Source organism: Enterovirga sp. GCM10030262, from assembly GCF_042666435.1.
Taxonomy (GTDB): Bacteria; Pseudomonadota; Alphaproteobacteria; order Sphingomonadales; family Sphingomonadaceae; genus Allosphingosinicella.
In genome coordinates this window covers 1,127,284-1,139,405 of sequence record NZ_JBHTDC010000001.1, presented here as the reverse complement: position 1 = coordinate 1,139,405, position 12,122 = coordinate 1,127,284, and the positions used below count along the sequence as shown (strand labels likewise).

Here is a 12,122-nt window from a genome sequence, read left to right as displayed (position 1 = left end):
GGCGAAAGCCGGGGTCCAGTTCGGCGGCCCCGCTGGACCCCGGCTTTCGCCGGGGAACGGCCTGCGTCGGCCATCTCCGGCGAGGCGCCGCCATTCGACAATTATGAGCCGCGTCATTCCGGCGGCGCCGGCACGTCCTCATGGCGGGGCGCCGGCTCCCGCGGCTGGTCGGTGAAGCCTTCGATATCGCCCAGTTCCTCGACGTCACGACTGATCTCCACCTCGCTCGCGGCGTAGAGCACCGTCAGTTCGGCGATCGACTTCAGGGCATGCATATGGATGCGCTCATAGCCGTGGCTGGCGTCGATGCCGAAGGTGATGAGCGCGGTGCGCACATCCGCGCCGCCTTCGAGCGCCGAGGCGCTGTCGGAACGGTAATAGCGGAAGACGTCGCGCTGGTGGCGGATGTCATTCTCCTGGCACAGGCGGATGAGCTTGCGCGTCAGGTGATAGTCGAACGGCCCGACCTGGTCGGCCATGGCGATGGTGGCGCCGAATTCGGAGCTGTTCTGCCCCGGCGCGGTGGTCCCGTTGTCGATCGACACCATCGAGACGACATGGTCGAGCAGCACCGATGAGGCGCCCGATCCCACCTCCTCGGTGATGGTGAAGATGAAATGGACGTCGACCGGGGTCTCGATCTTGCTGTCGACCATCGCCTTCAGCGCCGCGAGCGAGACCGCGCAACCCGCTTTGTCGTCGAGGTGGCGCGAGACGATGTAACCGTTGTCGAGGAATTCCGGCTGCGGGTCGATGGCGACGAAATCGCCGACATGGACGCCCAGCGCCTCGCTGCTCTTGCGGTCGTAGCTGTCGGCGTCGATGCGAACCTCGATTTGGGTCCAGGCGACCGGCTGCGTATCCACCTCCTCGTTGAAGGTATGGCCGGAGGCTTTCAGCGGCAGGATCGAGCCGCGGAAGCTGCCCTCGTCGGTGAACAGCGTCACCCGCGCCCCTTCGGCGAAGCGCGACGACCAATGGCCGATCGGCACCAGCTCCAGCCGCCCGTTATCCTTGATCCGCTTCACCGTCGCCCCGAGCGTGTCGAGATGGGCGACCACCGCGCGCGCGCCCTCGACCTGCTTGCCGCGATAGCAAGCGAGGATGGCGCCCCGCCGCGTGACATTGTGGTCGATGCCGAGCCGCCCGAGCTCCTCGCTCACATAATGAACGATCGTGTCCGTGTAGCCGGTCGGACTGGGGATACAGAGGAGGGCCTTGAGCTGCTCCTTCAGATAGTCGGTATCAATGGCCCGGAGAGACATCGTTCCTCCTTGGATGGCTGAAGCTGTCGCGGGCGGCTGCCGGCATGCTCATCGGGAACAGGAGGTCGATGAACCGCTCCGCGGTCGGCTGCGGCTCGTGATTGGCGAGGCCAGGCCGTTCATTGGCTTCGATGAAGACATAGTCCGGCTCGGTCGGGCTGCCGACGATGAAGTCGACCCCAACCACGGGAATGTCCACCGCGCGCGCCACCGTGATGGCCGCCTCGACCAGGCGCGGATGCACGATCGCGGTGACGTCGTGGATGGTCCCGCCGGTATGGAGATTGGCCGCCTTTCGCACCGAAAAGGCCGCGCCCTCTTCCGGCACGTCGGTTAGCTTATAGCCTGCCCTGGCGACGCAGCGCTTCGTCTCGGCGTCGAGCGGAATCGTGGATTCGCCGCCCGTCGCCGCCGACCGCCTGCGGCTTTGCCTTTCGATCAGCGTCTGGACGCTGTCCCGGCCGTTGCCGACGATCTCGGCCGGCCGGCGGATCGCGGCGGCGACGAGCTTGTAGCCGATGACGATCAGCCGGAGGTCGTCGCCCTTGTGATAGCTCTCGACCAGAACACGGCCCGAATGCGCCGACGCGATCTCAATGGCGCTTGCGATGCTCTCCATCGTGTCCAGATCCACCGCTACGCCTCGGCCCTGCTCCCCGCGCGCGGGCTTCACGACCAGCGATCCGTGGCGATCGAGCAGCGCCTTCACCGCGTCCGCGTCGTCCGCCTCGACCTGTTCGGGAACGCTCACGCCCGCGGACTCGACGATGCGCCGGGTCAGCGCCTTGTCGTCGCAGATGGAGAGGGCGACGGCGCTGGTCAGCTCGCTCAAGCTCTCGCGGCACTTGATGACGCGGCCGCCGGAAGAGAGCTGGAACAACCCGCCCGCCGCGTCGAGCACGTCGACGCCGATGCCCCGGCGCCGCGCCTCGTTGATGATGATGCGGGCGTAAGGGTTCATGTCCTTGGCCGGGTCGTGGCCGACGAACAGCCGTTCGTTGATGACGTTGCGGCGTTTCACCGAGAAGAGCGGAAGGCGGGCGAAGCCGAGCTTCTCGTACAGCGCGATCGCGCCTTCATTGTCGTGCAGCACCGACAGGTCCATGCACGAAGCCCCCCGGGCGATGAAATGCTCGGCGAGCCAGCGCACCAGCGCCTCGCCGACCGCGGCATGGCCGACCTGCGGGTCGACCGCCAGACACCAGAGCGAGGAGCCCTTCTGCGGATCGTCGAACGCGCGGACATGATCGACGCCCGTGACGGTGCCGATCACCGCCCCGGTCTCCTCGTCCTCGGCGACGAAATAGACGAGCTCGCGCCGCTCGCCGCGTGTCTCGAAGAAGTCGGGACGGACCTGGACCATGTTGCTCAGCGCATAGAGGCGGTTGACCGCCTCCGCGTCATTCTCCGGGATCATGCGCCGTACGAAAAAGCCCGACGGCTTGCGGTCCCATCCGCGCCAGGTGGTGAGGTTGAGCCGATAGGTGTGGGACGGGTCGAGGAATAGCTCCGCCGGGGCGGTGCCGATGAGGACATGCGGGTCGCTCACATAGATGGCGATGTCGCGCTGCTCCGGCCCCTCGGCGTGGATTTCGGAGACGAGCGTTTCGACGTCGTCGAACGTGTTGGCGAAAAGCAGACGGCCCCAGCCGCAATCGACGATCGCATTCGGCTCGGGCCGCTCGCCCTCGACATAATGATGCTGGCGATGGGCACGTTCGAGCCGTGCCTGGCTGCGTCCGTGGCGGGGGCGGCGCATCAGCCCACGCCCTGCTGCTGGAGCCAGAGTTCGAGCAGCCCCACCTGCCACAGCTCCGAGCCCCTGAGCGGAGTGATGTGCCCCGTGGGATCGTCGAACAAGGTGTCGAGATAGCCCCGGTCGAACAGGCCGCGCTCTTTCGCCGCCTGACTGGTCAGCGCGTCTCGCACGAGGTCGAGATACGGCCCCTGGATATATTTGAGCGCCGGCACGGGGAAATAGCCCTTGGGCCGGTCGATCACCTCGGACGGGATCACCTTGCGGGCGACGTCCTTCAATATGCCCTTGCCCCCACCGGCGAGCTTCATCTCCGAGGGGATGCGCGCGGCGAGCTCGGCCAGCTCATGGTCGAGGAAGGGGACGCGCGCCTCCAGCCCCCAGGCCATGGTCATGTTGTCGACGCGCTTCACCGGGTCGTCGACCAGCATGACATTGCTGTCGATTCGCAGCGCCTTGGCGACCGAGTCGCCGGCGCCGGCCCGGGCGAAATGGGTGCGTACATATTCAAGCGGCAGGCTGCCGTTCCGCCAGTCCGGCCCCAGTTGCCGGTTCAGCGTCTCCGCATCCCGGTCGAAAAAGGCCTTGGCGTAAGTCGCCACCGGATCACTGGCGCCGGCCATCGGCGGATACCAGTGATAGCCGCCGAATATCTCGTCCGCGCCCTGGCCGGACTGCACCACCTTGATGTGCTTCGCCACCTCGCGGGAGAGGAGGTAGAAGCCGACATTGTCGTAGCTTACCATCGGCTCGGCCATCGCTGCGATCGCGCCGGGCAGCTCCTTCAACAGGTCCGATGAGGGGATGAAGAGCTGGTGGTGATCGGTGCCATAATGGTTGGCGATGAGGTCGGAATATCGGAACTCGTCGCCCTTCTCGCCATGCGCTTCCTCGAAGCCGATCGAGAAGGTGGAGAGGCCATGCTGGCCCATGTCGGAGAGCAGCCCGACGATTAGGCTGGAATCGACGCCGCCGGAGAGCAGCACCCCCACCGGGACGTCCGCGACCATCCGCCGCTCGACGGCGGTGCGGAGAGCGGAGAGGAGCAGATTCTCCCAATCATCCTTGCTTCGATCGGCGTCGTTGGCACCGAGGCCGAAGGGCGGGTCCCAATAGACATGCTCCTGGCTCGTCCCGTCCGCCTCGATGACGCGCACGGTGGCGGGCGCCATCTTCCGGACGCCCTTCAGGATGGTCCAGGGCGGCGGCACCACGGCGTGCCAGTTCATGTAGAATTGCAGCGCCTCCGGATCGATCGACGTATCCACGTCGCCCGCCGCGACGATGCCGGGCAAGGTCGAGGCGAAGCGCAGCCGTTCGGGCGCCTCCGCATAATAAAGCGGCTTGATCCCGAACCGGTCGCGCGCCAGCACCACGCGCCCGCTCTCGCGCTCATGGATGGCGAAGGCGAACATGCCGTGGAAGCGTTTGACGCAGTCCGTGCCCCAGGCGTGATAGGCCCTGAGGATGACCTCCGTGTCGCCGCCCGAGAAGAAGCGGTAGCCCTTCGTCTCCAGCTCCCCGCGCAGCGCCTGGTAATTGTAGATGCAGCCATTGAAGACGATGTCGAGCAGCAGCTCGGGATCGCTGAGCGGCTGGGCGGAGCGGTCCGACAGATCGATGATCTTGAGCCGCTGGTGGCCGAGCCCCACGCGCCCGCGCATCAGCTGGCCGCAGGCATCCGGCCCGCGCCGCTCCTGGCTCGCCATCATCCTGGCGACCGCGCCGGCATCGGCAATGCCGCCCCGGAAATGAATTTCGCCCGCTATGCCGCACATGGGCAGCGGGCCTCGTTGAAAATGTTCGGCATGGCTCCAAGGGTAAGGATGTGGACGGTCATTACAACCGCACGGGGCCGAAATGGCTCCCGCTTTGCAAAAACGGCCTGGCTCTGGGAGAAGGGCGTCGGTTGAAAGGGAGGCCGCCGGTGGACCTGCAAGCGATCGTCGACGAGGCGCTAGACTATGCCGACCATTATCGCGGCCATGGCGCGCTGGCGTCCTACATTCCGGCGCTGGCGAAGGTCGATCCGAACAAGCTCGCCATCGCATTGGTCACCGGCGATGGCGAGAGCTACGCGGCGGGCGATGCCGACGAACTCTTTTCGGTCCAGAGCATTTCCAAGGTGTTCACCCTCTCGCTCGCGCTCAACCAGGTCAGCGCGGGCTTGTGGAACCATGTCGGGCGCGAGCCGTCGGGCTCGCCGTTCAACTCGATCGTCCAGCTCGAGGCGGAAAAGGGCAAGCCGCGCAATCCTCTGATCAACGCCGGCGCGATCGTCGTCTGCGACCAGCTCATCGGCAGCCGCGACGCCGACGCCGCGCTCGACGAGATTCTCGCCTTCCTGCGGCAGCGTTGCGGCGATCGGGATATCGGCATCGACATGGACGTCGCTTTGTCGGAATCGCGGGCCGGCAATCTGAACCGCAGCCTCGCATATTTCGTCAACGCGTTCGGCAACCTTTCGAATCCGGTCGAAGAGGTGCTCTCGGTCTATTTCCGTCAATGCGCGGTCGCGATGAGCTGTCGCCAGCTCGCCCGCGCCGCGCTCTATCTGGCCTATGACGGCGTCGACCCGCTGACCGGGGAGGCCGTGGTCACGCCATCCCGCGCCCGCCGCATCAACGCGCTGATGCTGACCTGCGGCCATTACGACAATAGCGGCGATTTCGCCTTTCGCATCGGCCTTCCCGGCAAGAGCGGCGTCGGCGGCGGGGTGCTGGCCATCGTTCCCGGCACCGGGGTCATGGTGGTCTGGTCCCCGGGCCTCAACGCGGCCGGCACATCGCTCGCTGGGGCGGTCGCGCTCGAAAGACTGGTCGAGCTGACCGGCTGGTCGATCTTCGTCTGAGACCGCCTTACAGGATGATCGCGCCGGCGAGGAAGGCGACGCCCGCGATGATCCAGTCCTTCGTCTCCATGCTTCTGATGAAATCCATGACTCTACTCCTTTTGAAGGCGAAACGAGCGAAGCCGCGTCATGGTTGCGGCCCCTGCATCCGCTTCGCCCGGAAAGGCAGCCGGGGCGGGGTGGCTATCGCCGCCCGATAGGCTAGAGGGGAGCCGCGCCCAACCTCGGGAGGCGACGAAGACGTGACGGACGCTGAAACGGCCCTGCTGCTGGCGCGGATCCAGTTCGCGTTCACGATCAGCTTCCATTTCATTTTCCCCGCTTTTTCGATCGGCCTCGCTTCCTATCTCGCCGTGCTCGAAGGATTGTGGCTGAGGACGGGCAAGGCCGTCTATCTCGCGCTCTTCCGTTACTGGCTGAAGATTTTCGCCATGGCGTTCGCGATGGGTGTCGTTTCGGGCATCGTCATGTCCTACCAGTTCGGCACCAACTGGTCGGTCTTCTCGGACAAGGCCGGGCCGATCATCGGCCCGCTCATGGCCTATGAGGTGCTGACCGCCTTCTTCCTCGAAGCCGGGTTCCTCGGCGTCATGCTGTTCGGCATGAACCGGGTCGGGAAGGGGCTCCACTTCGCCGCCACCCTGATGGTCGCCATCGGCACCTGCATCTCCGCTTTCTGGATATTGTCGGTGAACAGCTGGATGCACACGCCGACCGGCTGGGCGATGAACGCGGTAGGCCAGTTCGTGCCGGCGGGAAGCTGGACCGACATCGTCTTCAATCCCAGCTTCCCCTACCGCCTCGTCCACACCGTGATCGCCGCCTACCTCACCACGGCTTTGGTCGTCGGCGGGGTAGGGGCGTGGCACCTGCTGAAGGGCCGCGACCTGCCCGGCGTCCGCACGATGTTCTCGATGGCGATGTGGATGGCGGCTTTGGTCGCGCCCCTTCAGATCTTCGTTGGCGACCTTCACGGCCTCAACACGCTGGAGCATCAGCCGGCCAAGGTGATGGCGATGGAGGGCCATTTCGAAAGCTATCCGGATGGCGCGCCGCTCATCCTCTTCGGCATTCCGGATTCCGAGGGAGAGACTGTCCACGCCGCCGTCCAGATCCCCTATCTGTCGTCGCTGATCCTCCACCACGGGCTGCACGAGCCCGTCGAGGGCCTGAAGACCATTCCGCGCGACGAGCGGCCGCCGGTCGAGATCGTCTTCTGGTCCTTCCGCATCATGGTCGGGCTCGGTTTCCTGATGCTGGGGCTGGGCCTCTGGAGCCTTGTCGCCCGCGCCCGCCGCCGCCTCTTCGACTGGCCCCTGCTCCATCGCTTCGCGCTGCTCATGGGGCCGGCCGGCTTCGTCGCCGTCATCGCCGGATGGATCACGACCGAGGTCGGCCGCCAGCCCTGGGTGATCTACAATCTCCTGCGCACCGAGGACGCGGTCGCGCCGATCGGAGCGCCGGCCGTAGCGACGTCGCTCATCGCGTTCGTGCTCGTCTACTTCATCGTGTTCGGGATCGGCACCTGGTACATATTCAAGCTCATGTCGCGGCCGCCGCACCCCGCCGAGCCCGAGCCGGCGGAGGCGCCGATCCGGACGGCCGGGATCACGCCGGCGGCTTCGGTCGACCATGGCGGGGCCGATCCGAGGCCGGACCGGAGCGAGGGAGCCGAGGGATGAGCAACATTCGTCGTTCCAGCGAAAGCTGGAATCCCACTTCTTCACTTACCTCTGTCGCGCCGCAAGAAAGGGAGATCCCAGCTTCCGCTGCGATGACGCGGGTGGTTTCATGAACCCCGACCTCACCATCATCTGGGCGTTCCTCATCGCCTTCGCCGTCGCGATGTATGTCGTCATGGACGGGTTCGATCTCGGCATCGGCATCCTCTTCCCGGGTTTCACCGTCGGCAAGGAGCGCGACCAGGCGATGAACGCCATCGCGCCCGTCTGGGACGGCAACGAGACCTGGCTGGTGCTGGGTGGCGGCGGGCTGATGGCGGCCTTTCCGCTCGCCTATGCGATCATTCTTCCCGCCCTCTACGCGCCGCTGATGGCCATGCTGCTGGGACTCGTTTTCCGCGGCGTCGCCTTCGAGTTCCGCTGGCGCGACCCCGGCCATCGCAAATGGTGGGATGCAGGCTTCTGCCTCGGGTCCGTGATCGCCACCTTCGCCCAGGGTATTACGCTTGGCGCCTTGCTCCAGGGCATCACGGTCGAAGGCCGTGCTTATGACGGGGGCTGGTGGGAATGGCTGAGCCCGTTCAGTCTGCTCACCGGTGCCAGCCTCGTCGTCGGCTATGCGCTGCTCGGCTCCGCCTGGCTGATCTGGAAGACGGAGGGCCTGATCCAGGCCGACGCCCGCCGGTTCGCGCGCCTCCTGACACCGGCCCTGCTCGTGGCGATCGGCGCGGTCAGCCTCTATACGCCGTTCGTCGAGCCGCAATATTTTCAGCGCTGGTTTGAATTTCCAGGCCTGCTCGTCACCGTGCCGATGCCGCTGCTCATCGGCCTGGTTGCATTCGCGCTCTGGAGGAGCCTTGGCTGGCGCAGGGACTGGCTGCCTTTCCTGCTCACCCTGATGCTCTTCCTCCTGTCGATGGCCGGGCTCGCCATCTCGATCTGGCCCGACATCATTCCGGGCCGGGTCTCGATCTGGCAGGCCGCCGCGCCGGAAAGCAGCCAGATCTTCATGCTCGTCGGCGCGGCCGTGCTGATCCCGCTGATCCTCGCTTACACCGCCTGGTCCTATTGGGTGTTCCGCGGCAAGGTCGGCGAGGACGGCTATCATTGAGCGCCGCGCGTTGAACGGGGACGGACCCGGCTTGTGGTGGAAGCGCATCGCCTGGTTCGTCGGCCTGTGGGCGGCGAGCGTCGCGGTCATCGGCGCGGTCGCTTACGTCCTGAGGCTGTGGATCGTCTGAGCCCCGGCGATCACCGGCTGGCGAGCCGCTCCAGCTGGCCGTCGTCGCGGCCATAGGCATCCTCGCGAAAGGCGATGCCCGTCTCCGTCGGCGCGGCGGTGAGGTAGGTGATATAGACCGGCACCGGCCGGTCCAGATGGACCTGCTGCTCGGGCTCGTCGGACGACGCCCTGACCGGCTCGCCGAACAGCCATTTTGCCAGCCGCGGCGCATCCTCGACCCGGACGCAGCCCGAGCTGAACCGCCGTTCCTCCTCGTCGAACAGGGCCTTGTCGGGCGTGTCGTGCAGGTAGATGCCGAGATCGTTGGGGAACATGAACTTCATCTTCCCCATCGCATTGCCCTTGCCGGGAAGCTGGCGGACGCGCAGCTCCTGGCGCCCGGAAGCGACCGCGTCCCAGTCGATCTCGTCGGGCTCAAGCACGCGGGCGTCGTGGGTCCAGTCCGACAACGCTTCGTAGCCCATCGCCCGGAGCGTGGTCCCCCGGTCCACCAACTTGGGCAGGATGCTCTTACGGACCAGGTCCGGGGGCACGTTCCAATAAGGATTGACGACGGCATAGCGCATCACGCCGGCGAGCATCGGCGTCGGCTCCGATGGCTTGCCGACGATGACCTTCATCGTGTCCACCGCCTCGCCATTCTCGTAGAGCCAGAGCCTCTGGGCGGCGGCGTCGACGACGATGTGGCGGTCGTTCGAGAGCGCCGGCAAGGCGCGGGCGCGCTCCAGATTGAGCTGGATCATCCGCGCATGATGCGCGGATCCCCGGTTCAGGGTCGCGATCGTGGTCGCGCCCACTATCCCGTCGACGGGGAGGCCATGCGCCGCCTGGAAATCCTCGACGGTCGCGGCGAGCGCCTTGTCGAACGCCGCCCCGTCGGGATGCCCCAGGCGCAGGCGGAGCATCCGCACCCGCTCGCCTTTTGAGCCGGGCCGCAGCGCGGGGCCGCCGGGGATCGTGAATTCGGGAAGACCGGCCCAGCGCGAACGATGTTCGGCCAGGCCTTCGCGCAAGCGGGCGTAGAACGGGCTCGTCCAGCCATTCCGATCCATATAATCAGCCAGCGACGGCGCCACGGCGGCCGCCCGCAGCACGGCGGCGGCGGTCGGGCGCTCCGGCTCCAGCTCCTTGTCGAGATAGACCATCTTCACCGATGGCGGGCGGCGGACGTCGCGGACATAATCGGCGAAGGTCCGGGACAGCTTGAGCTCCGCCTTGGCCAGCGCCTCGGGGGATCCGTCGCGCGCTCTTTCGACCGCGCGGCGCAGATCGCCAGGATCGTAATCGGAAGGGTCGAGACCGTCGAGATCGGCGCTCGCCACCAGCTCGACCAGCCGGTCGGCTTCGGGGCCGGATTCGCCATTCCTGATCCACAGCGGCCGGTAGCCCCTGTTCCTGTAGAAGGTTCGGAGCTCGCGGTTGACGGAGGATCGGATCTCCGCCGCGACTTCGTAAGAGGTCACGGGTTGTGCAAGCGCGGGCGCGGGGAAGGCCCCCGCGATCATCGCCGCGGCGACGCAGACCAGCAGGCGGTTCCGGAGCGGTGATAGGGGCGCCGGCGGAGTGGGTCCGCCGGCGCTATACTGAATCGTCGAGCTCATTTCGGGGCGTTCAGCCTCGCTCGCCGGACGTGCTGGGCGGCGGCATCGTCGGGCACGGCGGCGGCGGCGGGATCACGAACGCGCGATAGACGCCGTCCGCGCCATAATAGCCGTCGACCACGCCGTCGCCATCGCGATCGGCCGCGACGGTGCCGGCGATCGCGCCGACGCCGACGGGCGGGGGCGGCATCATCGGTTCGTCGTCATAGGTCTCGCACGCGCCCAGAACGAAGGTGCCGGCCATCGCGACCGCCAGATATTTCCTGTTCATGTCAGTCTCCCTGAAATTTGGTGGCGGAGCTGCTCGGCAGCCAAACGCCACGCAACCCGCCAACGAGAGTCCGGTGAAATCGTTCCTCCGGGGAAACGGCATGCACCCGATCTGTGGATTTCGACCGCGCTGGCGGGCATAGGTGGCGCATGCCCGTGCCGCCGCCATCGTCCGTCTCTCGCGCCGAGAGACTCGCGGCGGAGGGCCGCCATTCCGAGGCGGTCTCCCTCCTCGACCGGATGGTCGATCGCGGCGATCCGCATGCGCTGTTCACGCTGGCGATGTGGCGGCTGGGTGGCCGCTATTTGCCTTTCGATCTCGGGCAGGCGCGCGACCTGTTCCGGCGCTCGGGCGAGGCGGGGCGCAGGGACGCCGCCCAGATCCACGTCAATCTCCTCGCCAGCGGAACCGGCGGCCCTTCCGACTGGCCGGAGGCGATGGCGCGGCTGGGCCGGCTTGCCGCGACCGAGCCCCGCTGCCGCGCGCAATGCCGCCTGATCGCCGATATGGCGCTGACTCCGGACGGTGCTCCTTCAACGGTCGCTGACGGAGAGGAACTGAGCATCTCGCCGCACGTAACATTGTTCCGCGCGCTCTTCACGGCCGCCGAATGCGATTATCTGGCGCGCGCGGCCGAGCCGATGCTCAAGCCGTCGGTAGTCGTCGACGAGCGGGACGGCCGCCAGCGGCCGCACCCGATCCGGACCTCGGACGGCGCGACCTTCGCCTGGCTGATCGCCGATCCCGCCATCCATGCGCTCAACCGGCGCATCGCCGCGGCGAGCGGCACCCGGGTGGAGCAGGGCGAGCCGCTCCAGGTGCTGCGCTACCGGCCCGGCCAGCAATATCGGAACCATTATGACGCCATCGCCGGAATGGATAACCAGCGGGCGCTGACGATGCTGGTCTATCTGAACGACGCCTATCAAGGAGGCGAGACGCGGTTCGTCAGGACCGGCCTCGCGGTCCGCGGCCGCAAGGGCGACGCGCTCCTGTTTCGCAACATCCTGCCGGACGGCCGCCCCGATCCGATGTCGGAACATGCCGGCCTTCCGGTCGTCTCCGGCACCAAGCTCATCGCCAGCTGCTGGATTCGCGAACGACCCTTCGCGCCGCCCCCGCCTGCTCGCGCCGCTCCCGGCTGAAGCACCGGGAATCCCCGCGGCGTGACTATTCGGCGGTGGTCGGGTCGATCGTGGCTCTTACTTCGGCGATGCTGTTGGCCGGGAAGCCCGCGCTTTCCGCGTGGCGCCGGATCAGCTCCTCGCTCGGCGCGCGGTAGATACAGTAGATTTTGTCGTCGGTCACATAGCTGTGCACCCACTGAATTTCGGGGCCGAGCTCGCGGAGCACGCTGCACGATCCCCGGGATGCGCCCTTGAGATCGTCGGGACCGAGCTGTCCCACTCCCGGCATGTCCCGTTCGATCACGAATTGCGGCATCGTCATCGCT

General features: G+C 66.7%; 11 protein-coding genes. 5 read left to right on the top strand and 6 right to left on the bottom strand.

Features of this window, described 5'->3' with window-relative positions:
• Positions 1–113 precede the first annotated feature (113 nt).
• The 3 genes from ACFQRC_RS05555 to ACFQRC_RS05545 are packed head-to-tail and all read right to left on the bottom strand — an operon-like array spanning position 114 to position 4,799.
• A complete protein-coding gene (locus ACFQRC_RS05555) occupies positions 114–1,265 on the bottom strand; it encodes an osmoprotectant NAGGN system M42 family peptidase (RefSeq protein ID WP_379958693.1) in 1,152 nt (383 codons plus the stop codon).
• Complete coding sequence (gene ngg / locus ACFQRC_RS05550; protein WP_379958691.1) at positions 1,246–3,024, bottom strand: N-acetylglutaminylglutamine synthetase; 1,779 nt, start codon at positions 3,022–3,024, stop codon at positions 1,246–1,248. The genes ACFQRC_RS05555 and ngg overlap by 20 nt, the downstream gene beginning before the upstream one ends.
• Positions 3,024–4,799 (bottom strand): N-acetylglutaminylglutamine amidotransferase, encoded by a 1,776-nt coding sequence (locus tag ACFQRC_RS05545; RefSeq protein ID WP_379958689.1) that lies wholly within the window; start codon positions 4,797–4,799, stop codon positions 3,024–3,026. The genes ngg and ACFQRC_RS05545 overlap by 1 nt, the downstream gene beginning before the upstream one ends.
• Positions 4,800–4,948: 149 nt before the next feature.
• Between ACFQRC_RS05545 and ACFQRC_RS05540 the strand changes: the two genes are divergently transcribed.
• The 4 genes from ACFQRC_RS05540 (at position 4,949) to ACFQRC_RS05525 (ending at position 8,795) form a co-directional block, all read left to right on the top strand.
• Positions 4,949–5,872 carry a glutaminase gene (locus ACFQRC_RS05540; RefSeq protein ID WP_379958686.1) on the top strand — a complete coding sequence of 308 codons (924 nt, stop codon included), beginning with the start codon at positions 4,949–4,951 and terminating at the stop codon, positions 5,870–5,872.
• A gap of 242 nt (positions 5,873–6,114) precedes the next feature.
• Positions 6,115–7,554 (top strand): cytochrome ubiquinol oxidase subunit I, encoded by a 1,440-nt coding sequence (locus ACFQRC_RS05535; protein ID WP_379958683.1) that lies wholly within the window; start codon positions 6,115–6,117, stop codon positions 7,552–7,554.
• A gap of 109 nt (positions 7,555–7,663) precedes the next feature.
• Complete coding sequence (gene cydB / locus ACFQRC_RS05530; protein ID WP_379958681.1) at positions 7,664–8,665, top strand: cytochrome d ubiquinol oxidase subunit II; 1,002 nt, start codon at positions 7,664–7,666, stop codon at positions 8,663–8,665.
• 10 nt (positions 8,666–8,675) lie between these two features.
• Entirely contained in the window at positions 8,676–8,795 is a 120-nt protein-coding gene (locus tag ACFQRC_RS05525) for a DUF2474 domain-containing protein (protein WP_379958678.1), read from the top strand.
• A gap of 10 nt (positions 8,796–8,805) precedes the next feature.
• On the opposite strand, the gene ACFQRC_RS05520 is transcribed toward ACFQRC_RS05525, so the two are convergent.
• Both ACFQRC_RS05520 and ACFQRC_RS05515 read right to left on the bottom strand, forming a co-directional pair.
• On the bottom strand, positions 8,806–10,398 hold the full coding sequence (locus tag ACFQRC_RS05520; RefSeq protein WP_379958676.1) for a murein L,D-transpeptidase: 1,593 nt from the start codon (positions 10,396–10,398) through the stop codon (positions 8,806–8,808).
• Between the two features lie 10 nt (positions 10,399–10,408).
• Positions 10,409–10,669 carry a hypothetical protein gene (locus ACFQRC_RS05515; protein ID WP_379958673.1) on the bottom strand — a complete coding sequence of 87 codons (261 nt, stop codon included), beginning with the start codon at positions 10,667–10,669 and terminating at the stop codon, positions 10,409–10,411.
• A gap of 155 nt (positions 10,670–10,824) precedes the next feature.
• On the opposite strand from ACFQRC_RS05515, the gene ACFQRC_RS05510 reads away from it, so the two are divergent.
• Positions 10,825–11,814: a 2OG-Fe(II) oxygenase gene (locus tag ACFQRC_RS05510; protein ID WP_379958671.1), complete on the top strand. Its 990-nt coding sequence runs from the start codon at positions 10,825–10,827 to the stop codon at positions 11,812–11,814.
• Positions 11,815–11,839: 25 nt separating this feature from the next.
• On the opposite strand, the gene ACFQRC_RS05505 is transcribed toward ACFQRC_RS05510, so the two are convergent.
• Positions 11,840–12,112 (bottom strand): DUF4242 domain-containing protein, encoded by a 273-nt coding sequence (locus tag ACFQRC_RS05505; RefSeq protein ID WP_379958669.1) that lies wholly within the window; start codon positions 12,110–12,112, stop codon positions 11,840–11,842.
• Positions 12,113–12,122: the final 10 nt, after the last annotated feature.

Excerpts from the sequence above, each read along its gene's own strand:
- ACFQRC_RS05555 (WP_379958693.1), bottom strand. The coding sequence starts at position 1,265 with ATGTCTCTCCGGGCCATTGATACCGACTATCTGAAGGAGCAGCTCAAG.
- ngg (WP_379958691.1), bottom strand. The coding sequence starts at position 3,024 with ATGCGCCGCCCCCGCCACGGACGCAGCCAGGCACGGCTCGAACGTGCC.
- ACFQRC_RS05545 (WP_379958689.1), bottom strand. The coding sequence starts at position 4,799 with ATGTGCGGCATAGCGGGCGAAATTCATTTCCGGGGCGGCATTGCCGAT.
- cydB (WP_379958681.1), top strand. The coding sequence starts at position 7,664 with ATGAACCCCGACCTCACCATCATCTGGGCGTTCCTCATCGCCTTCGCC.
- ACFQRC_RS05520 (WP_379958676.1), bottom strand. The coding sequence starts at position 10,398 with ATGAGCTCGACGATTCAGTATAGCGCCGGCGGACCCACTCCGCCGGCG.
- ACFQRC_RS05515 (WP_379958673.1), bottom strand. The coding sequence starts at position 10,669 with ATGAACAGGAAATATCTGGCGGTCGCGATGGCCGGCACCTTCGTTCTG.
- ACFQRC_RS05505 (WP_379958669.1), bottom strand. The coding sequence starts at position 12,112 with ATGCCGCAATTCGTGATCGAACGGGACATGCCGGGAGTGGGACAGCTC.